This is a genomic window from Pseudomonas boreofloridensis, assembly GCF_030580795.1.
GTDB lineage: Bacteria > Pseudomonadota > Gammaproteobacteria > Pseudomonadales > Pseudomonadaceae > Aquipseudomonas > Aquipseudomonas boreofloridensis.
In genome coordinates this window covers 107,744-130,152 of record NZ_JAUQOQ010000006.1, presented here as the reverse complement: position 1 = coordinate 130,152, position 22,409 = coordinate 107,744, and the positions used below count along the sequence as shown (strand labels likewise).

The 22,409-nt window shown below is 63.6% G+C and carries 16 protein-coding genes; 4 read left to right on the top strand and 12 right to left on the bottom strand.

From position 1 onward, the window contains the following. Positions 1-2: 2 nt before the first annotated feature. Positions 3-2,474 carry a UvrD-helicase domain-containing protein gene (locus tag Q6A47_RS09525; protein ID WP_304484150.1) on the bottom strand — a complete coding sequence of 824 codons (2,472 nt, stop codon included), beginning with the start codon at positions 2,472-2,474 and terminating at the stop codon, positions 3-5. 219 nt (positions 2,475-2,693) lie between these two features. Between Q6A47_RS09525 and Q6A47_RS09520 the strand changes: the two genes are divergently transcribed. Continuing rightward, the gene (locus Q6A47_RS09520) at positions 2,694-3,392 is read left to right on the top strand and encodes a pirin family protein (RefSeq protein WP_029613496.1); all 699 of its coding nucleotides are present in this window, start codon (positions 2,694-2,696) and stop codon (positions 3,390-3,392) included. An 82-nt stretch (positions 3,393-3,474) separates the two neighbouring features. On the opposite strand, the gene pgm is transcribed toward Q6A47_RS09520, so the two are convergent. The 6 genes from pgm to Q6A47_RS09490 all read right to left on the bottom strand — a co-directional run bounded on the left by pgm (position 3,475) and on the right by Q6A47_RS09490 (position 13,466). After that, positions 3,475-5,112 carry a phosphoglucomutase (alpha-D-glucose-1,6-bisphosphate-dependent) gene (gene pgm / locus Q6A47_RS09515; RefSeq protein WP_304484148.1) on the bottom strand — a complete coding sequence of 546 codons (1,638 nt, stop codon included), beginning with the start codon at positions 5,110-5,112 and terminating at the stop codon, positions 3,475-3,477. A gap of 84 nt (positions 5,113-5,196) precedes the next feature. After that, a complete protein-coding gene (locus Q6A47_RS09510; RefSeq protein ID WP_304484147.1) occupies positions 5,197-7,455 on the bottom strand; it encodes an ATP-dependent DNA helicase in 2,259 nt (752 codons plus the stop codon). Next, positions 7,452-9,104: a VRR-NUC domain-containing protein gene (locus Q6A47_RS09505; protein ID WP_304484146.1), complete on the bottom strand. Its 1,653-nt coding sequence runs from the start codon at positions 9,102-9,104 to the stop codon at positions 7,452-7,454. Before Q6A47_RS09505 ends, Q6A47_RS09510 begins: the two co-directional genes overlap by 4 nt. Before the next feature lie 81 nt (positions 9,105-9,185). Next, entirely contained in the window at positions 9,186-10,535 is a 1,350-nt protein-coding gene (locus tag Q6A47_RS09500) for an aminotransferase class I/II-fold pyridoxal phosphate-dependent enzyme (RefSeq protein ID WP_304484144.1), read from the bottom strand. Beyond that, positions 10,535-11,887 carry a hypothetical protein gene (locus Q6A47_RS09495; protein WP_304484142.1) on the bottom strand — a complete coding sequence of 451 codons (1,353 nt, stop codon included), beginning with the start codon at positions 11,885-11,887 and terminating at the stop codon, positions 10,535-10,537. Before Q6A47_RS09495 ends, Q6A47_RS09500 begins: the two co-directional genes overlap by 1 nt. A 553-nt stretch (positions 11,888-12,440) precedes the next feature. After that, positions 12,441-13,466 (bottom strand): zinc-dependent alcohol dehydrogenase family protein, encoded by a 1,026-nt coding sequence (locus Q6A47_RS09490; protein WP_304484140.1) that lies wholly within the window; start codon positions 13,464-13,466, stop codon positions 12,441-12,443. Positions 13,467-13,652: 186 nt separating this feature from the next. Between Q6A47_RS09490 and Q6A47_RS09485 the strand changes: the two genes are divergently transcribed. Continuing rightward, positions 13,653-14,567 carry a LysR family transcriptional regulator gene (locus Q6A47_RS09485; RefSeq protein ID WP_116888376.1) on the top strand — a complete coding sequence of 305 codons (915 nt, stop codon included), beginning with the start codon at positions 13,653-13,655 and terminating at the stop codon, positions 14,565-14,567. A gap of 745 nt (positions 14,568-15,312) precedes the next feature. On the opposite strand, the gene Q6A47_RS09480 is transcribed toward Q6A47_RS09485, so the two are convergent. Beyond that, positions 15,313-15,849, bottom strand: coding sequence for an SPOR domain-containing protein (locus Q6A47_RS09480; protein WP_304484138.1), 537 nt, complete (start codon positions 15,847-15,849; stop codon positions 15,313-15,315). 184 nt (positions 15,850-16,033) lie between these two features. Here Q6A47_RS09480 and Q6A47_RS09475 point away from each other — a divergent pair, with 184 nt between their 5' ends. Continuing rightward, the gene (locus tag Q6A47_RS09475; RefSeq protein ID WP_304484136.1) at positions 16,034-17,137 is read left to right on the top strand and encodes a sigma-54 interaction domain-containing protein; all 1,104 of its coding nucleotides are present in this window, start codon (positions 16,034-16,036) and stop codon (positions 17,135-17,137) included. A gap of 20 nt (positions 17,138-17,157) precedes the next feature. Here Q6A47_RS09475 and sfnG read toward each other — a convergent pair whose 3' ends face one another. Beyond that, positions 17,158-18,249, bottom strand: a complete 1,092-nt coding sequence (sfnG, locus tag Q6A47_RS09470) for a dimethylsulfone monooxygenase SfnG (RefSeq protein WP_304484134.1) — start codon at positions 18,247-18,249, stop codon at positions 17,158-17,160. A gap of 350 nt (positions 18,250-18,599) precedes the next feature. Here sfnG and Q6A47_RS09465 point away from each other — a divergent pair, with 350 nt between their 5' ends. Further along, positions 18,600-19,838, top strand: coding sequence for an acyl-CoA dehydrogenase family protein (locus tag Q6A47_RS09465; RefSeq protein WP_304484132.1), 1,239 nt, complete (start codon positions 18,600-18,602; stop codon positions 19,836-19,838). Between the two features lie 45 nt (positions 19,839-19,883). Here the strand turns inward: Q6A47_RS09465 and Q6A47_RS09460 are convergent, their stop codons facing one another. The 3 genes from Q6A47_RS09460 to Q6A47_RS09450 are packed head-to-tail and all read right to left on the bottom strand — an operon-like array spanning position 19,884 to position 22,319. After that, on the bottom strand, positions 19,884-20,255 hold the full coding sequence (locus tag Q6A47_RS09460) for a hypothetical protein (RefSeq protein WP_304484131.1): 372 nt from the start codon (positions 20,253-20,255) through the stop codon (positions 19,884-19,886). Between the two features lie 10 nt (positions 20,256-20,265). Then, complete coding sequence (locus Q6A47_RS09455) at positions 20,266-21,498, bottom strand: SfnB family sulfur acquisition oxidoreductase (protein ID WP_304484130.1); 1,233 nt, start codon at positions 21,496-21,498, stop codon at positions 20,266-20,268. 2 nt (positions 21,499-21,500) lie between these two features. After that, entirely contained in the window at positions 21,501-22,319 is an 819-nt protein-coding gene (locus Q6A47_RS09450; RefSeq protein WP_052192056.1) for an ABC transporter ATP-binding protein, read from the bottom strand. Positions 22,320-22,409 lie beyond the last annotated feature (90 nt).

Genomic DNA, 22,409 nt, shown 5'->3' with positions numbered 1-22,409 from the left:
GTTCAGCCTCGCAGATCGTCGAAACATGGCAGCCGGGCATCGACCCTGCGCGCAGCGCTAGGCAGCGTCCTGGCCTCGCCATCCGGCCGTTCCACGTACCAATAGCAGTGCCTGATCGCCCTGGTCACGCCGACGTAGGCCAGGCGCTGCACTTCGTCTTTCTGCGCATTGTCGTAGCCTTGCGCATCGCCATCGCGAGCCAAGCCTGCCAGACGGTACAGCTGGTTCTTGTGGGGTGAGCGAGTGAGGTACTGGCAATCGCCAAGCATGAAGACGGTATCGGCTTGCAATCCCTTGGCACTGTGATAGGTCAGCAGGCGGATTCGCCGGCGGTCATTCGGCAGTTCAGACTCTACTTTAAGTAATTGCTCGATACTCTTTAGAATCAATGATTTATCTGATGATTTTCGAAACAGGATGAGGATGATTTCACCTTGTTCGTAATGCTCGGCCACGGTGCGCGCCATGGCCTCGTCGTCGCGCTCGAATACCTTCACAGCCGACAGCGGCAGCTCGGCGGCGGCGCCGCTGGCCCTGGCTTTCTTGCCTCCGATCGCCGGCGCGCCACGCACCAAGTGCTCGGCGGCGTCGATGATGTGCTGCTGGCTGCGGTAATTCTCGACCATCAACACACGGGTGTTGGCAGGTGATGGAAAGGTCTGGGTGAAGCCGATGAAGTAGTCGGGCGAGCTGCCGCGCCAGCCATAGATCGACTGCCAGTCGTCGCCCACGCACAGCAAGGAAGAATGCGCCGCCGTACGCCCCGTAGTCAGACTCGGACCGCGCCGGCGGATTTCAGCCAGTGTGGCGCGCAGCCAACTGACGATCTGTGGCGAGACGTCCTGGAACTCGTCGAGCATCAGGTGAGCCATCGGACGCAGCAGCGTATCAGGCAGCAGTCGTAGATTCTGCGGGTTGAGCTCGCCGAACAGCGCGAACATGCGGTTATAGGTCATGACCGGCGGCGACATGCCCAGCAGATGGTGTTCGAACGCCTTCCAATACAGCGCCAACGCTTCGAAAAATGACGCATCGACATCGCCTGACGGGAAGCTCAGGTCCGCCACCGCACGCCCTACATCGAGGCCCAGGTTCTCGATGAAACCGGCAGCGGAGACGAACGCGTCGAGCAAAGGGGCCGCTGCCAGTTCATCCTTGACCTTGAACTCGAACCCTGGCCCGGCGACGGCATCCCCGGCGAGGGAGCCGGCCAGGCGTTTGGCGCTGTCGTAGTTATCCAGCCAAATCAGTGGCTTGTCGCAGAAAGCTTGAAGCAATGTGCGCTTGACCGACCATTCTGCCCGCACCGAAAGCTTGGCGCCGGGTCGCTGATACTGAGCACTCTCGCCGGGGTCGAAGCCCAACACGACCCAGGTGTCCTGCCCTGCGAGGCGCCCATGCACGTGAAAGCGCTGCCCACGTATCTGCACGGTCTCACGGCACGGCTCGATTCCCTTGATGGGCCAGGCGCCGGCTGCGAACCACAGGTCTTCGATCACATCGCACAGTTCTTCGTCCCGCTGCGCAGCCAACTGGGTGACCTGCACGCGCTTCTGCACATCCGGATGGTCCGGATCCAACGGTTTGAGCAGCAGCGCCTCGCGACGCAAGGAGGCCACCAGTTCAGCGAAGCGTGGGCTTTCAGCGAGCAGATCGCGGTAGCACAGGTTCATGGCCTGGCGCTGGGCGTCATTCAGGCGCAGGTCGAACGCGGTACTTTCTGCCAACGCCTCGCTGCCTGCCGGCAGGTCATTGCCCAGCGTCTCGAACGCCCGCAGTTGGGAAAAGCCCGGCAGGCTGCGCACCAGCGGCAGGATGCGTGAGTGGAAGGTGCGCACCAGCTCGCGGGCAGTGGCCGGAGTCATCTCGACGTGCCACAGCCCGAACACCTGCACCAAGCGTTTGATGAAGTCCTTGCGCGACTCCCGGGTGAAGGTCACCACGGTCATGGCATCGAGTTCGAAGCCCAGGTAATGACGCAGCAGCAGGATGCGCAGCACCAGGGACGTGGACTTGCCCGCCCCCGCACCGGCCACCACGCAGGTGCTGGGCGTGTCGCTGAAGATCAGCTTCCACTGCGCCGCACTGGGCTGGGCGGTGGCCGGCAGGCGCTGGGCGACATCGGCCTTGAAGCGCTTTTTCAGGTCGGCGGTGAGCGGCAGACGCCAATCGTCGAACAGGTTGTTGTCCTGCCCCGGCACGGCAGGCGTGTCGTCGCGACAGTCACGAATCACCAGCACCTGACGCCCGGCTTCATAGCCTTCGGCGCGCCCACGCTCGTAGCCATCGCGCACACCGTCGGTGTGTCCGCTGCGCTGGCCGACGGCGTGACCCAGGAACCAGGAATCGCGATGCTGCGCCTGTAATCGGCTCAGTCCGCGACCCAACAGGCGCGCAGCCAGGCGGCGTAGCCACGGCAACTGCGCGGGCGGGGTCAGGTCGGGCGGCGACGATGGCGGCTGCTCGTGGGACACGGTCACTCCAGGGCTAAACGAATCAGGCGAGCATGTTCCAACGATCCGCCGAAAAGTACCAGCTTCGGCTTGCAGATCAGGCAATTAGGCGATGAAACGTAGAAAGCACAATATATTGATTAATCAATCCAGCCGATCAATCTGAGTCGATATTTACGCTTAATTTCGATATTCAATCGGCGCATCATGGCTCCATCACGAATTAACGAGGACCTCACCATGCTGCAACTGCGCCCCTTCGAGAGCCTGGGCCACGCCAATCATGGCTGGCTCGACGCCCACCATCACTTTTCCTTCGCCGAGTACTACGACCCGCAGCGTATGAACTGGGGCAACCTGCGGGTATGGAACGACGACCTGATCGCGGCCGGCAGCGGATTCCCACCCCATCCTCATCGGGACATGGAAATCATCACCTACGTGCGTGAGGGAGCAATCAGTCACCAGGACAACCTGGGCAACAAGGGCCGTACCGAAGCCGGGGACGTTCAGGTGATGAGTGCCGGAACTGGCATCGTTCATGGCGAGTACAACCTGGAGCCAGTCGACACGCGTATTTTCCAGATCTGGATCGTGCCGGAGAACGTCGGTGGAGCGCCGTCCTGGGGCACTCGTCCGTTTCCCAAGGGCGAGCGTGGCGAAGGCTTCGTCACCTTGGCCAGCGGCCGTGAGGAACCCGGCGATACCCTGCGCATCCGCGCCGATGCACGCTTGGTGGCGGCCACCCTGCACGCTGGCGAAAGTGCCGAGTACCGATTCGATGAGGGGCGCCGTGGCTACCTGGTGCCTGCCAAGGGTGTGATCGAAGTCAATGGCGTGCGCGCCCATGCACGAGATGGCGTCGCCGTCGAAGATGAACGGGTCGTGCGGGTCACGGCCATCGAAGACAGCGAGATCGTGCTGGTGGATGTCGCCTGAGGTTCGATTCCCCCTGAATGCATGAATCCGAGGGCTGCCAGGCAGTCCTCGGATTCTTGTTGACGCTCATGCATCAGCGGCTTCAGCGGATCGCGGCATCCACCAAGACCTGCGCTTCCTGTACCAGTCGCTGCAGGTGCGCTTCGTCGATGAAGCTTTCGGCGTAGATCTTGTATATGTCCTCGGTGCCCGATGGCCGTGCGGCGAACCAGCCATTGGCGGTCATCACCTTCAGACCACCGATGGCCTGACCGTTGCCAGGCGCGTGGCTGAGAATCTGCTCGATGGCTTCGCCTGCCAGCTCTTTGGACGTGACCTGCTCGGGCGCCAGCTTGCTCAGCAGCGCTTTTTGCCGGGCATCGGCCTTGGCCTCTACACGGGTGGCGTAGGGTTTGCCAAGGGTGGCGGTGAGGTCAGCGTAGGCCTGGCTCGGGTTGCGTCCGGTGCGGGCGGTCATCTCGGCCGCCAGCAGTGCTGGTATCAGGCCGTCCTTATCGGTGGCCCAGACGCTGCCGTCCAGGCGCAGGAACGAGGCGCCGGCACTTTCTTCGCCGCCAAAGCCGAGCGTGCCTTCGAACAGGCCTTGGGCGAAGTACTTGAACCCCACTGGCACTTCGTAGAGCTCCCGGCCCAGTTGTGCGGTGACCCGGTCGATCATGCCGCTGCTCACCACGGTCTTGCCGACGGCTGCGTCGTGACGCCAGTGCGGGCGATGACGGAACAGATAGTCGATGGCCACGGCCAGGTAGTTGTTCGGCTGCAGCAGCCCGTCAGCAGTGACGATGCCATGGCGGTCGTGGTCCGGGTCGCAGGCGAACGCCACGTCGAAGCGCTCGCGCAAGCCGATCAGGCCTTGCATGGCGTGGGGCGAGGATGGGTCCATGCGGATCTGCCCGTCCCAGTCGACGCTCATGAAGCGGAAGGTTGGATCGACCTCGGTGTTGACCACTTCCAGATCCAGGCCATAGCGCTCGGCGATGGCCGACCAGTAGCGCACGCCAGCGCCACCCAATGGGTCGACGCCCAGGCGCAGCTTGGCGTTGCGAATCACCTCGAAGTCGATGACGTTTTCCAGGTCGGCGACGTAGTTGCCGAGGTAGTCATGGCGCTCGGTGGTCGCGGCCTGCAACGCCTGGGCGTAGGGCATACGTTTGACGCCAGCCAGTTCGGCCGCCAGCAGTTCATTGGCCTTGGCCTCGATCCACTTGGTCACATCGCTGTCGGCCGGCCCGCCGTTGGGCGGGTTGTACTTGAAGCCGCCGCTCTGGGGCGGATTGTGCGACGGGGTGATGACGATACCGTCGGCCAGCCCCTGCTGGCGCCCACGGTTGTAGCAGAGAATGGCGTGGGACACTGCGGGTGTCGGGGTGTATTCGTCATCTTTGGACAGCCGCACCTGCACGCCATTGGCCGCCAAGACTTCGAGCGCGCTGGCGGCAGCCGGGGCTGACAAGGCGTGGGTGTCGGCGCCGATGAACAACGGGCCATCAATGCCTTTTTCCTGGCGATACAGACAGATCGCCTGAGTGATGGCCAACACATGGTGCTCGTTGAAGCTCAGCTCGAACGAAGTGCCACGGTGCCCCGAGGTGCCGAAGGCCACGCGCTGGGCGGCGATGGAGGCGTCCGGGCGACCGGTGTAGTAGGCCGTCAACAGGCGGGGAATATCGACCAGCACGCTGGCGGGAGCCGGCTTGCCTGCCAAAGGACTGAGCGTCATGCAAAACCTCGAGTTCTACGGATGTAGGTGTTGGAACGCGCAGTGTACTGGGAGTTGCACGGCGGCGCGATGGCCACACGCCGCTCACTCGGCGATCTGCCACCAGGCGGGAAACATCTGCTGCACGCGCGGTTCGCTGAAGCGCTCGTCGATCAGAAACAGCACGCCGCGATCCTGTTCCCCCCGAATCACCCGACCGGCCGCCTGGATCACCTTGCGTACGCCCGGGTACAGGTAGGTGTAATCGAAGCCGGCACCGAACTGACGCCCTAGGCGCGCCTTGAACTGTTCGTTGACCGGATTGACCTGCGGTAGGCCCAAGGTGGCAACGAAGGCGCCGATCAGACGCGTACCGGGCAGGTCCACACCTTCACCGAACGCACCGCCGAGCACCGCGAAGCCGACCCCCTGCCCCTGCTCGACGAAGCGCGCCAGGAAAGCTTCCCGCGCCGCCTCGTCCATACCCGGGGCCTGACACCATTGCGTCACCTCGGGGTGCCGCTCGGCGAACAGCGAAGCGACCTGCTGCAGATACTCGAAACTGCTGAAGAACGCCAGGTAGTTGCCGGGTTGACGACGATATTGCCCGGCGATCAGCTCGACGATGGGGGCCAGGGAGCGCTGCCGTTGCTGGTAGCGGGTCGACACTTGGCTGACGATGTGCACCTGTAGCTGCTCGGCACGAAAGGGCGCGGCGACCTCCAGCCAGCCGGTGTCGGCGGGCATGCCCAGTAGATCGGCATAGAACCGTCGCGGGCCGAGGGTCGCCGAGAACAGCGTGACGCTGCGCGCGGCGGCCATGCGCGGTGCGAGCAAGCGCGCAGGCACCACATTGCGCAGCGTCAGCGTCGCCAGCCGCCGGCGCCGGGGGCCGTTGCGCAGTTGAATGTCGAACAGGAAGTGTTCGTCGAACAGCTCCGCCACTCGGGTGAACTGCAGGAGCTGGAAATAGAACTGCAACACCTGTGGATCGACTTGGGCAGGCATCTGTTCCAGGTGCTCCTGGATCACCCCGGTACACTGTTGCGATGCCCTGATGAAGGCGTCGGGGACCGGCTCGCTGGCGTGATACGGGGCCTGTTGCTCTTTGTACAGGGCGTTCCATTGACGATTGAGGCGCTCCAGCACAGTGGTCAATCCGGCCGGTTTACGCTGACGCAGCGCCATCAACTGACCCTGATCGAGACAGGCGCTGTACATGGCCCTACCGCGCTCGACCAAGTTGTGCGCTTCGTCCACCAGCACCGCCACGCGCCACTGGTTGAGCTGGGTCAGGCCGAACAGCAGCGCGTGGGCATCGAAGTAGTAGTTGTAGTCGGCAACCACCACGTCAACCCAACGCGCCATCTCCTGCCCCAGGTAGTAAGGACAGACCTCATGGGCCAGGGCCACCTCGCGCAGCGCGGCGCGATCGAGCAGCGGCACGTGCGACGCCGCCTCGCGCGCCGCCGGCAGACGATCGTAAAAGCCCTTAGCCAGTGGGCAGGACTCGCCGTGGCAAGCGCGGTCGGGATACTCGCAAGCTTTGTCCCGGGCAATCAGCTCCAGCGCTCGCAGCCCAGGTTGTGCGGTGGCGGCGCTGATCTGGCGCAGTGCATCGAGCGCCAAAGCCCGGCCCGGGGTCTTGGCCGTGAGGAAGAACAGTTTGTCCAGTTGCTGCGGGACCATGGCCTTGAGCAGCGGAAACAGCGTACCGAGTGTCTTGCCGATGCCGGTGCTGGCCTGGGCCATCAGACAGCGCCCGGTGGCGACCGCCTTGTACAGGGTTTCGGCCAACTGGCGCTGGCCCTGGCGAAACTGCGGGTAAGGAAACGCCAGACGTTGCAAGTCGCGGTTGCGTTCGGCCTGGCGCAGGCGCTGGGCCTGGGCCCAACCAATGTAGCGCTGGCACAGCGTCTCGAAGAAACGCTGCAGATCGTCGGCCTGCTGCTGCTCGCTGAACAGCGTCTGGCGGTCGCTGTCGATGTCCAGGTAGACCAGGGTGACCTCCATCTGCGCCAGCCCTCGCGACTGACACAACAGCCAGGCATAGACCCTGGCCTGGGCCCAGTGCAGTTGGCGGTGGTTGTCCGGCTGGCGGGCCAAGTCGCCACGGTGGGTCTTGATCTCTTCCACGCGATTACGCACCGGATCGTAGCCGTCGGCGCGGCCACGCACACGCAAACCTTGGTACTCGCTTTCGAGCGACACCTCCGACTGATAGCCGGGGTCGCGGCGTGCAACCACCTGTCGATGGCCTTCCATGCCTTGCTGGGCGGTGGGCGACGGGGTGAAACGCAGGTCCAGATCGCCCACCTTGGCGGCGAACTCGCACAGTGCTCGGACGGCCACGCTCAGGCTCACGCCACCGCCTCGCACCAACGCACATGACACACCGCCACCGGCATGGCGTGCTCCCGACAGAACTCCAGCCAGCGCAACTGGTTGTCCTGCAGGCGATCGCCCGGCCCCTTGACCTCGATCATCTGGTAGCGCGCCTGTTCGGGCCAGAACTGGATCAGATCGGGCATGCCGGTGCGATTGTTGCGAATGTCCTGCAACAGCCGCACGAAGCAGTGCTTCAGATGCTGCGCCGGCACACAGGCCAGCGCTTGCTCGATCAGGTTTTCATTCAGCGCGGCCCAGAATACGAAGGGCGACTGCAACCCGTATTTGGCGGCGAAGCGGTCGCGGATGGTCTGGCGATAGCGACCGTCGTCGAGCTGAGCGAAGCAGGCCTCGAACAACGCGGCGCGGCGGGTCTGGAAGTCGTCGTCGTGAAGGTCCTGCGGCGCGGCTTGGTAAGGGTGGAAGAAGGCGCCGGGCAGCGGCGCGAAAACCGCCTCCCAGCACAGCAGGCCGAACAGGCTGTTGAACAGGGTGTTCTCCACATAGTGCACCTCGCCCCCGGACTGCTGCAGATGCGCACGCACGGCACGCTCGACGCCTTGCCCGGCACTGTCCAGAGGCAATTGCAGCTCGATCAGTTCCTGCACCGCCGAAGCCCTGCGCCGATGCGGTGGCCCGCCGAGCTTGCGGTTCAGGCGCGGCAGCATGCGCGCCAGTGCCTGCACCTCCAGCGGGTTGGCCGGCGCCTGGGCCATGTGCAGAGCAAGTGCATGCGCCCTCTCCCACTGCTCGCTGCGCTCGAACACCCGCACCCGACGAATCCGCGCCTGCGGGTGGGCGAGCCCTTCATACACCGTAGCCGCCTGCGCCCAGTCACCCAGACGCTCACAGCGCTGGCCGATGGCATACAGCAACCGGGTGCGGCGCCGCGCCAGCCAGGGGTTATCACTGACCAGCCGACCCAACAGCAGCACCAGCCCCTCCGGCGCCTCGCCCTGTTCCAGCCGTTCGGCGCAGGCGTGCAGCGCCATGGCCAGATCGACATCGGCGCGCTGGCGCAGGGTGCGCGAGTCGCTGCTGAAGCTGACCTGCTCGTAGCGCAGCAGCCCCAGATCGGCCAGCACGAATTCGGACCAGTCCTGATACAGGTTGCCGAAGAACAACAAGCGCAAACGGTCGCACAACGGTTGCAGGCGCCAGTGCAGGATGCGCACCGGCGCCTCGGCGTACCAGGCGTGCAACGGGCGCTCGACCAATTCCAGCGCTTGCAGCTCAGCCAAAAGTCGCGCTTTGGTGGCCTTGGGCTGGCTGAGGTGGCCGGCGAAGCAGCACGCGAGTTCGTCCTTGCGCAGCAGCGCGAACAACTGCTCCAAGGTCAGTACCGGCTCTGCACAGACCCAGCCGAGACTCAGCAACGGCGCCAGGGCCTGGGCGGTATCGCCGATCTCGGTATAGTGCAGGCGATCATCGCGAAACAGGTCGCCCTTGCGCATCACCATGCGTACCAGCAGGGCCTGGGCAGGCTGGGGCAGGCGTGCAAACTGTAGGAGAAACGCCTGATCTTCGGCGTCGAGCAGGTCGGCATAACGTTGCTCGACCCAGCGCAGCACTTGCCGGAAGTTGTGCAGGTAATAGAACGGGTCGTCGACGGAGTGGGCAATCACGGCGAAGGATCGGAAGCTGAACAAAGAAGCACTGGTTATACATACAGATCGCCGATTCTGGCAAGCGCGCCGGATCGGCGGTCATCCCGCAACCGGGTGGTCGGCACCGTGGAGGTCTGACAAGGCTCGGGCCAGGTCCGCGAGTGCCTGACCCAGTGCCGCTGCATCGTCGCCCTCCCAGCTCAGCGCCAGGCTCTGTTCAAACAGCCCCTGCACACTGAACCGAGTTCCGGCAAGCACCCGCAGCGCCGGACTGTGCAGGCGGGCGCAGAGGCTATCGATGTCGATGGAACGATGCAAACGGCACCATAGCGTGTATCCGCCCTGCGGTGCAGCATAGGCCAGCCAGTCACCGAGGTGGTGCTGATCCATCAACTGGCAGAGTGTCGCCATGCGCCCTCGCAGCGTCGATCGTGCCTGCTCAAGCTGGCTGTCCAGATCGGACCGGCTCAGCACACGCGCCAAAGCCAACACACGTCGGGGTGGAAGCCGGAAGTTGCGCCGCGCGATGGCTTCGCGCACCTCAGGATGCGGGCTGAGCAGATAGGCAATGGGGGCTTCTGCGCCGACAATCGCCTCCAATGTGCCGTGCACCAACAGCCGGCGCGGGTCCACCCAATCGCGAAGGTGCGATGCCGGCGATCCTGCGAAACACTGTTCGCTGTCCTGATCGTTCTCCAGCAGCCAAACCCCATGAAGGCCCAGCAAGCGTGCCAACTCGCGTTGTTCGTCAGGCGAAAGCCAGCGCCCGGGCGGGCTGGCAAGGCAGGCGGGCATTACTACCAAGTGCACCTTTTCCGCCTCCAGCAGCCGCGCCAGTGCGTCGAAGTCCGGCACCTCAAGGGGCCACTCCACAATCCGCATGTCCAATTGCTCAAGCACCTGAACGTCTCGTGCGCAACAGGGCGTGGCCACCAGGATCGTGCTGCCCTGCAGATTCAAGGCGTGCAACGAGGTAGAGAGCAATGCCGGTAAGTCGGGCGACAGACTGACGTCTTCGGCCCGCCAGTAACGGCCTGATGAATGCGTCAGCCGCGCGGCAATCGCGCGGCGCAGCACCGCCTGAGCGACCCGCTCCTCCTGCGCCTGACCACCCAGGCGCCGCTCGTGGGCCAACAGCAACGGTTCGAGCGTCGCGCAGGGTGGCGGGGAACCGCTCAAAGGCAGGACCTGGTGATGAACTGTCTCATTGGGCCCCAGGTGCGCGGGTCGAGCGTAATAGCCCGACTTGGGCACCGTATGTACGCGACCCTCGGCCTCCAGCAGGCTGTAGGCGCACTGCACGGTAGCCAGCGAAACGCGCAGCCGTCGTGCCAGATCGCGCAACGAAGGCAGACGTTCATCCTCAGCCCCCCGCATTTGCGTGATCTGCGTCAGCAGATAGCGATAGACCGCCTGATAGGCGAACTCCCCACGTACCGAACGCCCCATCAGCAGGCAATCGGCGCGGTGACGCCTACGCGCAGCATCGGTGGTAGCACCAGGCGCAGACGCGCATCGCGGCGAGCCACTCGGTGCATCAGCCGCGCGGCCGTCGGATCGATACGTCCGTTATAGATACCGCGCAGTTGAGCCAGGCTCAGCCCACTGGTATCGAGCAACCACTGCACCACCGCTTCCGGGCACGGCTCGCCCTGAAGCGCCCGGTGCAGATACGGCAGCGCCACACGCATGGCCGGATGACAGCGCTGGACGAAGGCCGCCAATCCTTCGCCTCGCTCGGCGAAGGGGGCGAACAGCAGGCAGGTGGACTGAACGTCGTCGATGCCGAAAGCGCGCTGAAGCATGGCGAGCCCGGGCTCGCTTGCCAACCACGCGGTATCGCTGGCGCTTCCCAGCCAGTGGGTGCGCAGGCGTTGCAAGTGCGCCAGATAGGCAGGATCGGAGAACGCGGCCAGAGGTGTCGGGCTGGCAGATGATGCCGCGCCGAGGCCCAGCGCCTCGACCAGATGATCATCGTCGCGCCGCTCGTTGAGCAGGTCATCGACGGCGATGATGCGCAGCGCCAATTTGCCATTACGTCCGTAAGGCACAGGATCCGGCCGCTGCATCGGGGACGCTAGCGTGCAGTGCATGCGCCCGAGCAACTCGCACAAGGCACCTGCACAGCGATGCAAGGCCGCGTCGCCACGCTCACCGCTGACACGCATGGCAGCGCGGCTCCAGGCCAGGAAGCGCTGACGCTGTCGCAGGGGCACGGCAGTGATCACGGCGCTGGGTTGCGCCACGCGCTGCAATAGCGTGCGCACGGTATCACCCAACTCCAGGTGCAAGCGACTGCCCAGCACCGCCTCAGGCTGGCCTGCACACAAATGGCCAAACATCAGCAAGGCGTCGCGGTCGGCTTGCTGCGACTCGGCTGTACACGAAGGGTCGCGACTGAACGGCTGCACGTAGCCTGCACCTGCCAGCAGCAACTCGACCCGCGGGTCGTCATGCAGAAACAGTGCGCCGAAGGTTCGTTCCAGGTGGTCGAGCAGCATGTCGGTCAATGCCGGCCTGGCATTGACGACCACTTGCAGGCGAAAGGTCTCGGGGCCGCGCAAGGCAATACTCAGTTGCGCCGCCCGTAGAAACGCCAACAGACTGACATTGCTGCGGTCGTGCCCCAGCAACACCAACAGCCGGAAATCGCGCAGATACTCGACGCCGCCAGCCGACACCAGCAGCCGCTGGATCAACAACTGAACCGAGGCACGCTGGGCTTGGGTCATATGGTCGAGCAACCGCTCCAGCACTTGCTGATAGATGTAGTGCATTGCTTGATCATGGATACTGCTCATGTGTTCCACTCCATTCCTTGAGCGCAATAAAGCCTCGGGTCATCGAACTGCTGAATATGTTTTGTTCAGCATTCCGGAGATTTCCTACAGCTAACTAGGAAAACTTGAAGCAGCTTCTCGCAACTATTTTGGGTTAGTGACGCGCCACAGCTTCAATCCCCGCGCTCGCTAGCCGAAAACTGAAGCAACTGGCCACTCCGCAGGCGTTCAGCCTGGGTGTCACAGGGCCATTATCGAGGGTTGTACGCTGAATAACAGATACAGATGAGCGTAAAAAAACCATTCAGATAGTCGTAATTCAAAGGTGACTATAGAGATTAAGCCCCTTGTTTTAAGGATATGAGCCGCCGCATGAGATGCCGATAATATTGCATGCGTTTTAGATATCAGATACACACTAAATATTTGTAGGAAGTTTCAGTGCTTGACCAGCAAACGAACAGTCTATGCGCATCAATGCAAAAAGCCGCCCCTGTAACCCCGCGCCCGACAGGGCACATAGTGGGATTACAGGGGCGGCTGTCGGGGACACCCAATCAGCGCATCGCTTCGATCAGGGGGCGGCCCCCAAGTCCAGCACGATCCGTCCGCCGCACGGGCAATCATCCATCAGGCGGTGCGCCTGCACGACCTCCTCGAAGGGGTAGACCCTGATGATCTGTGGTGTCAGCAGCTTATCGGCAGTGAACTGATTGATATCGCGCAGCGCACGCTGCATCGCCACCTGATCCTGAGCAATGCCCAGTTCAGGCTTGCCGGTGAAGTTGCCGATGCAGTGCACATGGAACTGGATGTTCTTCTGAAACGCCGCACACGCCGGGAAAGGCGTCTGATTGCCGCCTTGCAGGCCATAAAGCACCAGGCTGCCACGCGGCGCAAGGACATCGCCGAGCAGTGACATCTGCGGACCGCCCATGCCGTCGAGCACCATATCCACGCCGCGGCCATCGGTGTACTTGCCGATCTGCATCAGCAGGTCCTGCTCTTCGGTGACGATCACCTTGTCAGCGCCCAGGCCCAGCAGATAGTCGCGCTGCTCGGGCTCCTTGGTGGCCGCGATCACCTTCAGGCCCAGGGCCTTGCCCAATTGCACGAAAGCCGGGCCTGCGCAGTGGCTGGCATCGGTCACCAGCGCCGACTGCCCGGCCTTGGCCCGTGCCAGGTCGACATAGGCGAAATAGGCGATCAGCAGCGGCGTGTAGTGCACGCTCGCTTCGATGGGCGTCAAGTGTTCGGGGTAGCGGGTAATGGCCGTGCGCGGCAAAACGATGACATCGCCGTACACCGGATGCTCGTTCGGGCTGGTGGCCGGGAAGCTGGCGACGCGGTCGCCCACCGCGATGTCATCGACACCCTCGCCGACCTGGGTCACCACCCCGGCCATTTCATGACCGATACCGGCCGGCAGTCGCGCGTGGGACGGCGCCAGGTTCTGCCGCCAGAGCACGTCGTACCAACTCAGGCCAATGGCCTGGACGCGCACCTGGACTTCGCCGGCGGCCGGCGACGGCTCAGGCTGCTCTTCGCAGCGCAGCACGTCGGCCGGGCCGAACTTGTGGAACCGGATCATGCGGGACATCGCATACCTCGCCTGTGTGAATCTCGTATTACCACGAACTTTATCGGGGCTTTGCCGGTTAGACCATCAGTGGCCATTAATAGTCGACATGCCTGCGATTGATCCGAGGCCGGTAAATCCGTGCAGGTTAACAGCCTTTGGCCGTACTATTCATCCCGACCCACCAGAGCAAGGCGACACGCACCGATGAATCGCAACGACCTGCGCCGAGTAGACCTCAACCTGCTGATCGTGTTCGAAACGCTGATGCACGAGCGCAGCGTGACCCGCGCTGCCGAGAAATTGTTTCTCGGCCAGCCGGCGATCAGTGCGGCGCTGTCACGTCTGCGCAACCTGTTCGACGACCCGCTGTTCGTGCGTACCGGCCGCAGCATGGAGCCCTCGGCCCGCGCCCAGGAGATCTTCGCCCTGCTCTCCCCCGCGCTGGACTCGATCTCCACCGCCGTCAGCCGCGCCGCCGAGTTCGACCCCGCCACCAGCACCTCGGTGTTTCGCATCGGCCTGTCCGACGACGCCGAATTCGCCCTGCTGCCGCAGTTGCTCAAGCGGATCCGCGCCGAAGCGCCGGGCATCGTCCTGGTGGTGCGCCGGGTCAACTACCTGCTGATGCCCACCCTGCTGGCCTCCGGCGAAATCTCGGTGGGCGTCAGCTACACCGCCGACCTGCCCGCCAACGCCAAGCGCAAGGTCCTGCGCCGCAGCAAGCCCAAGCTGCTGCGCGCCGACAGCGTACCCGGCGCCCTGACCCTGGACGACTTCTGCGCCCGCCCGCACGCATTGGTGTCGTTCGCCGGCGACCTGTCCGGCTTCATCGACGAAACCCTGGAAACCCTTGGCCGCAAGCGTCATGTGGTACTGGCCGTGCCTCAGTTCAATGGCCTGGGCACCCTGCTCGCGGGCACCGACATCATCGCCACCGTGCCTGACTACGCGGCAGAGACGCTCACCGCGGCGGGAGGACTGCGAGCCGAGGACATGCCGCTGGACGTGCAGACGTTCGAGTTGCACATGGCCTGGCGTGGCGCACAGGACAACGATCCGGCGGAGCGGTGGTTGCGGTCGCGGATACAGATGTTTTTTGGGGATCCGGAGAGTCTTTAGGGGCTTCGTGCATGCTTGTTAGCTGGTCATTTCTGCCTTTTCCTAGCCTCGAAGAGCCATTTACTTCCAGCGAATTGCTACATCTGGGGCAATTTGAGGTCATGATTTGGATGGTTTGAAAAGGATGCCCCCAGCCTGAGGCCAAGCAGGCAACTGGTACGGAGGGTGGACTGAGGGGGATATGACTCCTCGGCCCTACTCCGTATCAATGGCCGAGCCGTACTATAGATGCTGTATTTTTTGCAGTTAACGTCGAAGCAGCGTGCCGGTCAATTCTCAGCGGATTGTTCACGACAAGCGGAGCCACCGAGACCAGGAAGCCTAAATATTGAACGCTTTAGTAAATACCGTCTTGACACCCACACTGGTCGCCGTGTCTCCACTAACATCGTGCTGTTTGAATTCAAGATGTTCTCAAGCTACTCTCGCGGACGTCTACTGAATTAACCGTTATCCTCCCAAGGAGAAAGACATGCCACATCCAAATGGAAGCATGGGGAATGCACTGCCAGTTTTGCATTCATTTGCGCAAACGTATGCGCACGTTGGACGCACAGGCGTAGCGTTTTTATCCACCACAGGTGAAACCATCACAGCCACACAAGGTTTCGCACGTGGTGGCGTAACTCCAACAATTGTTTTTCAGGGGCAGAATCATGTGCATGGAAGGGTATGTGCCGCCTGCTGGGGCTACGCAACGAGTTGTACCGGCGAGCGAATAGGGCAAGCCGTAGCCCCGCTTGATTTAGTAGTTCCGTAGGTTCCCAGTGATCACAGGGGTTGATATGCCAACTGTATCCCGACAGCAGGCTCGCTGGCCCACATGATGGTGGCCAAGTTTGCCGATCACTTGCCACGGCACCGCCCCCAACACCGCCGCTGCCACATGAATCCCCTTCCCCACCACAAACACCCGATACCGAAGATCCCGCTCGCCCCCATAGGGAATCGTATCGATCCAGCTCTGCACCCCCAATTCACCCAGCTCGCGCCGCAACGCCACAGCCTCGTCTTCGCGGTCGAAAAAACCCACGCAGTGGTCATGCCGCATCGCCATGACGTGCTCAAAAAAGAATTGGCAAGCCTCTGACTCACTCGCCGATACATAGATCGGCTCAGCATCCCGCCCGCGCTCCGTATAGCAAACCTGCCAACGCCCACCCACTTGGCTCAGATAAAAAACATCGGACGCCGGACCCCGCGTACCGATGGCGTAAAGCGACGGGTTGCAACCTTGCGCCAACAGCCGCTCGGCGAGTTCATCGACAGTCATGGCATCCAAGATGGCGTCCTCCAGAACGTACCTGTGTCGATCTTAAATCACAGGCCCTTACACTCAATATTTCCCAGAGGAATACAAATAGGATTTTTTATTATTTTTTAAAAGCACCCGACCCCTTTATAACCCTCTGGCTAGCAAATCGTTTATCCACGCCAAGCCGCGTGCGCAACTGATAAGGATCGCCATGCAACTGCTGACCCTCCCCCCCTCGCCGACTCTGGCGACCTCGATCCGGGCGACCGCGCAGGTCTTCGAAGACCCTCGTTCGCAAGCGTTGCTCGCCCATTTGCAACAAGTCGCGCCGAGCGAGGCCAGCGTGCTGGTGATCGGCGAAACCGGCACCGGCAAAGAGCTGGTCGCCCGTCACATCCACCATTTGAGCCGCCGACGCGAAGGCCCGTTCGTGGCGGTCAACTGCGGCGCTTTCTCTGAATCACTGGTCGAGGCCGAGCTGTTCGGTCATGAGAAAGGTGCGTTCACCGGCGCCCTGAGCGCCAAGGCTGGCTGGTTCGAGGAAGCCAATGGCGGCACCTTGTTCCTCGACGAGATCGGCGACCTGCCCATGGCGATCCAGGTCAAGCTGCTGCGCGTGTTGCAAGAGCGCGAGGTGGTGAGGCTGGGGTCGCGCAAGAGCCTGCCAATCGACGTGCGCGTGGTCGCCGCCACCAACGTGCAGTTGGACAAGGCCATCGGCGCAGGTCACTTCCGCGAGGACCTGTATTACCGGCTCAATGTGGTCAGCCTGCAGTTGTATCCACTACGCGAGCGTCCGGGCGACATCCTGCCGCTGACCCGGCACTTCCTCGACACCTACTGCAACCGGCTCGGCTACGGCCAGGTGCGCCTGACGCACGAGGCCGAGCGCAAGCTGTTGAGCTATGACTGGCCGGGCAACATTCGTGAACTGGAAAACGTCATCCACCACACCCTTCTGGTGTGCCGCAACGGTCTGGTGCGTGATGACGACCTGCGCTTGTCGCACCTGCGCATCGAGCGCCAGAGCTCGGTCCAGACCGCTGCGCCGCAAAGCGCCGAGGATCAGTTGCTGCAGGCGTTCCATCGGTTGTTCGAGGAACAGGCGGGGGATCTGCATGAAAAGGTCGAAGACAGCCTGTTGCGCACCGCCTACCGCTTCTGCCACTGCAACCAGGTGCACACGGCCAGTTTGCTGGGCTTGAGCCGCAACATCACCCGCGCGCGGCTGATCGCCATTGGCGAGTTGGTGGTCAATCGGCGCGGCGCGCCTTCCCTGGCGCGTCCGCAGCGGACCCTGCAATTCTCGATCTGAGCATTCGCAAGAGAGGTGTCCTAGGCCACCGCCCGGGGCGCCACCACCTCCTGCTCAAGCTCGCGCACCAGCGGCAGAACCCGCCGACCGAAATACTCCACCTCCTCCTGGAAGTGCAGGAAACCTGAGAGGATCAGATCGACCCCCACGGCCTTGAGCGCGACGATGCGCTCGGCGACCTGCCGGGGCGTGCCGATCAGGTTGGTCTTGAAACCATCGTTGTACTGCACCAGGTCCTCGAAACTGGACTGCGCCCAGTTGCCCTCGCCTTCGGGACTGGCCGCCCCGGCGTTCTTCGCTTCGCTGGCAAAGCCTCGCACCGCCTCGGGGTCGGCCTTGGCGATGATTTCAGCCAGCACCGCCTGGGCCTCCTCCTCGCTGTCGCGGGCGATGATGAAGGCGTTGACGCCCACCTTCACCGAATGACCGTTGGCTGCCGCCTTGGCCCGCAGGTCATCGATCTGGGCCTTGATACCGGCCACGCTGTTGCCGTTGGTGAAGTACCAGTCCGACACCCGCGAGGCCATGTCGCGTGCGGCCCGCGAACTTCCGCCCTGGAAAATTTCCGGGTGCGGTCGCTGCAGCGGCTTGGGTCTGAGGCTGTAGTCGTTGAAGCGGTAGAAGTCGCCGTGGAAGCTGAAGTTGTCCTGGGTCCAGATGCCCTTCAGGGCCCGAATGAATTCTTCGGAGCGCCGGTAGCGCTCGTCGTGGTCCAGCCAAGGCTCGCCGATGGCGCGAAACTCGCCCTTGAACCAGCCGGACACCACGTTCACCGCGATGCGCCCGCCGGTGAACTGGTCGATGCTTGCCAGTTGCTTGGCGGCCAAGGCCGGCGTCCAGGGGCCGGGCAGGATCGCGGCAATCACCTTGAGTTTCTCGGTGGCCGCCAGCAGCGCGTGGCTGATGGTCACCGACTCATGCTGATTGTCGGCCCCGTAGCCTGCAGTGAAGCGAATCTGCGACAGCGCGTAATCGAATCCGGCACGTTCGGCGATCTGCGCCAGCGTGCGGTTGTAATCGATGTCCCAATGGGTGCGCTGCTCGATCTTGCTGACGACAAGACCGCCGCTGACGTTGGGCACCCAGTAGGCAAATTTGATCGCTTGGCTCATGACGAAGTCTCCTGTGGCTCGAAAGTCAGGCCGCACTGGCGACCGCACAAGGGCTGGAGCAGCAACCGTGCCAATACCAGAAATGTCTTCGAATCAATAGCTTGTGAGAATTCGAGGTGATCGTTACTGCCCTGAGACACGCACTCTGCTGAACCCCTGACCACCAGGCAACATCCTCGTCGACAAGCACTGCTGCCTTGCTGCCAACAGTGATTCAGCAAGCTGTTGCGCGCGCCACAGCTCAATCGCCCATCTGAATCACCAAGTTCCTGATTTACGGAGGTTTTCTTATAGGGCACGGAGTTTGCGAGGCCACTGCCGACTGCATTCGCATCCTCAGGAGAATTGCCATGACCGCTCACGCCCACGTTCCCACGCTGTCCACCGGCACCGACTACGACACCCTCGCCGCACGCTTTCGCCCCTTGTTCGCCCGAATTGCCGAAGGCAGCGTCGAGCGCGAGCGTGAGCGCCGCCTGCCGTTCGAGCCGATCCGCTGGCTCAAGGACGCGGGCTTCGGCGCCGTGCGCGTGCCGATCGAGCATGGCGGTGCGGGCGCGTCGCTGACGCAACTGGTGCAGCTGCTGATCGAACTGGCCGAAGCCGACTCGAATCTGCCCCAGGCGCTGCGCGGTCACTTCGCCTTCGTCGAAGATCGCCTCAACGCCCATGCCAGCGCCGCCCAGGACCGCTGGTTCAAACGCTTCGTGGACGGTGACCTGGTGGGCTGCGCCTGGACCGAAATAGGCGCGGTCAAGATCGGCGACGTCCTCACCCGGGTGTCGCGCCAAGGCGACCAGTGGGTGGTCAACGGCACCAAGTACTACAGCACCGGTAGCATTTTCGCGGACTGGATCGACCTGTTCGCCCGTCGCGACGACACCGGCGCCGACGTGATCGCGGCGGTGCGGACGCGGCAACCGGGCGTCACCTTGAGCGACGACTGGGACGGTTTCGGCCAGCGCACCACCGGCAGCGGCACCTCGGTGTTCGACAACGCCGTGGTCGAACCAGAGGACATCATCGATTTCGCCACCCGTTTCAAGTACCAGACGGCGTTCTATCAACTGGTGCTGCTGGCCGTCATCGTCGGCTCCGGACGCGCTGCGGTGCGTGACTTCAGCAGCGAAACCCGTACCCGCACGCGGGTGTTCAGCCATGGCAATGCTCAGGCCGTAAGCCAGGATGCCCAGGTGTTGCAAGTGATCGGCAAGGCCAGCGGCCTGGTCTACGCCGCCGAGGCCGCGACCCTGCGCGCAGCCGAAGCGGCGCACCAGGCCTACCTGGCCCATTGGGCGGAGGCACCCGCAGCCGAACGAGACGCCAACGTGCTGGCCGAACTGACCTCGGCGCAGGCCCAGGTCGCCGCCGTGGACTTGGTGCTGCGGGCCACCAGCGATCTGTTCAACGCCCTGGGCGCGTCCAGCACCCGCATCACCCGTCAGCTCGATCGCCACTGGCGCAATGCCCGCACGGCCGCCTCGCATAACCCGGTGATCTACAAGGAGCGCATCGTCGGCGACTGGGAAGTCAATGGCAGCGAACCGCCGTATGTCTGGCAGATCGGCGGCGGCGCCCAGGCGTCCTGAACACCGACCTGCGGCCAGCGTCCAGACGCCCCACAGAGAACGGGCTCAGCCGGCCGCAGGTGCAGTACCGTTGAGATAGTGATCGCCGAGCAGGCGCCGCTGGGTCGGCAGCGCCGGCTCGGCCTCGGAGGGTGCGGGCGCCGGCAGGCCGTGCCCGACCAACTCCAGGTGCGTCTGCCCGGCCAGGCGCACAGCCTCCGCCGCCGCCAACCGAAAAGCGATGGCCGCCGCAGGCGAGTCGTCGGCGCGGGCGCGCAAGGCGTCGGCTGCGTCGATACGAATACGCAGGTCACCGACAGCCGCAATCACCAGCGCTTCATGGCGGGCGCTCTGCCCGCGCAGGTAGTCCAGCAGCGAGGCTTCGACATGGCGAGCATGGGCCAGGTCACCACGGCCTTGAGCATGTGAAATAGACATGGAAAGGTCCTCAGTTCCAGGCGTGACGGGGTGGTGCGATGCCATTGAGCAGTCGGTTGCCGACCAGGTGATACTTCCAGCGCACCGGATCATGCAAGGTGTGGGTCCGGGCATTGCGCCAGAACCGGTCAAGCCCCTGGCTGGCCGAGACGCTGCGCGTGCCCCCAAGCTCCAGCAAACGACTGGACGCTTGCAGGGCAATTTCGGTGGACAGCACTTTGGCCTGGCCGACGATCACCGACGCCTGCGCCACCCGCGCCTCGCTGGGCTCGGCGACGGCGTCATCCACCGCCTCGCCGGCACGTTGCAAGACCGCCTCGGCGGCGTGCAGGCGCCAGGCCAATTCGCCGATCAGCGCCTGGGCCAGCGGGTCCTGCCAGGCGTGCTCCAGGCCGCTGTCGACCCAGGGGCGGGCCAAGCGCGCCACGCGCAGGGTTTCGGCAAAGGCGCCACGGGCGATGCCAGTGTCCACGGCAGCCTGGATGATCTGCGAGATCGGTCCATCGGCGGTGGGCTGCTCGTAGGCCTTCCAGGCCGGTATCACGGCACTTGTCGGCACGCGCACGCCCTCGATGCGCACCTGGCCGCTGGCGGTGATGCGCTGGCCGAAGCCGTCCCAGCTGTCGATCACACTCAGGCCGGAGGCATCGCGGGGGACGAAGGCGATGTGCGGGCGGTCGTGTTCATCGACGCCCGCCACCGGCACGATATGGGCGAACAGCGCGCCGGTGCAGTAGGCCTTCTCACCGTTCAGCACGGCGGTGTCGCCCTCGAAGCGAATCTGCGTCTGGAAGGTGGTCACGTACTGGCTGCGCGCTTCGGAGAAGGCGTTGCCGAAGCGATAGCCCTGCAGCACCTTGGCGTAATAGGCGCGCTTCTGCGCCTCGCTGCCGGTCAGGGCAAGGTTGCTCAGCACCCCGAAGTGGTTCTGCGGCAGTTGCCCGAGTGAAGAGTCGGCGGCGGACACCGTGGCGATCACTTCACTGAGGGTGCGGTAGGACACGCCAGCACCGCCGTAGGCCTTGGGTACGGTGATCGCCCACAGGCCGCTGTCGGAGAAGCGCTCCAGTTCTGCCCAGGGCAAGCGCCGCTCACGGTCGCGTGCGGCGGCCTCGCGGGCGAAATCCGCAGCCAGGCGCTGTGCCACTTCGATGGCTTCGCTGTCGCTACCAATGACCTGCGCCGCACGCAGCGGCGCCGCGCGCGTCTGCGCAGGGAGATCGGGTGAGAGTGCAGTGCTCATGTCTACTCCTGTCGAGTCGAAGGTTCTTGAATCGATTGCCCCTGGCCACCCGCCTTGCCGCCCAGGTAGAAGTGGCGGATGTCCTCGCGCGCAGCCAGCGCTGCGGCCGTGCCTTGCCCCACCACACGACCGTTTTCGAGGATGTAGGCATAGCTGGCGTGGCGCAGGGCGACGTTGATGTTCTGTTCGGCCAACAAAAAGCTCATCCCTTCCTGGGCGTTGAGTTGAGCGACGATGGCGAAGATTTCCTCGACGATCAGCGGTGCCAGTCCCATGGACGGCTCGTCGAGCAGTACCAGGCGTGGCTGGGTCATCAGCGCCCTGCCGAGAGCGAGCATCTGCTGCTCGCCCCCGGAGGTCAGCCCGGCCTGGGTTTTGCGCTTGGTCTTCAAGCGCGGAAACCAGGCGTAGATCCGCTCCAGGTCCTGCTCCAGTTGCCGTCGCGAGGGCTTGCGCAGGAAGCCGCCGCTGCGCAGGTTTTCCTCGATGGTCAAGTGCGCAAAAACGTGACGGCCCTCCAGCACATGCACGATGCCCTGGCGCGCCAGCCGATTGGCCGCCACGCCCGCCGTATCCTGCCCCTGAAAACGGACAGTCCCTCGACTGACCCGCGCCCGATCGGCCTGGAGCAACCCGGAAATCGCCTTGAGCGTGGTGCTCTTGCCCGCACCGTTAGCCCCAAGCAAGGCGACGATATCGCCCTGCCCCACCTGCAACGAAACCCCACCCACGGCAAGAATGGCCCCGTCATAAATCACCTCGATGTCGTCCACACTCAACAGCGCCATCCGCTCAGCGCCGACATCCCGTGCCTCGATCATGTCCCGCTCCCTTTTTGCAGCGCTGCAAGCCATACGCAGCAAGCTCACTTGTGGCTTGCCGCTTACAGCTTGCGGCTTGAATGGCTGACG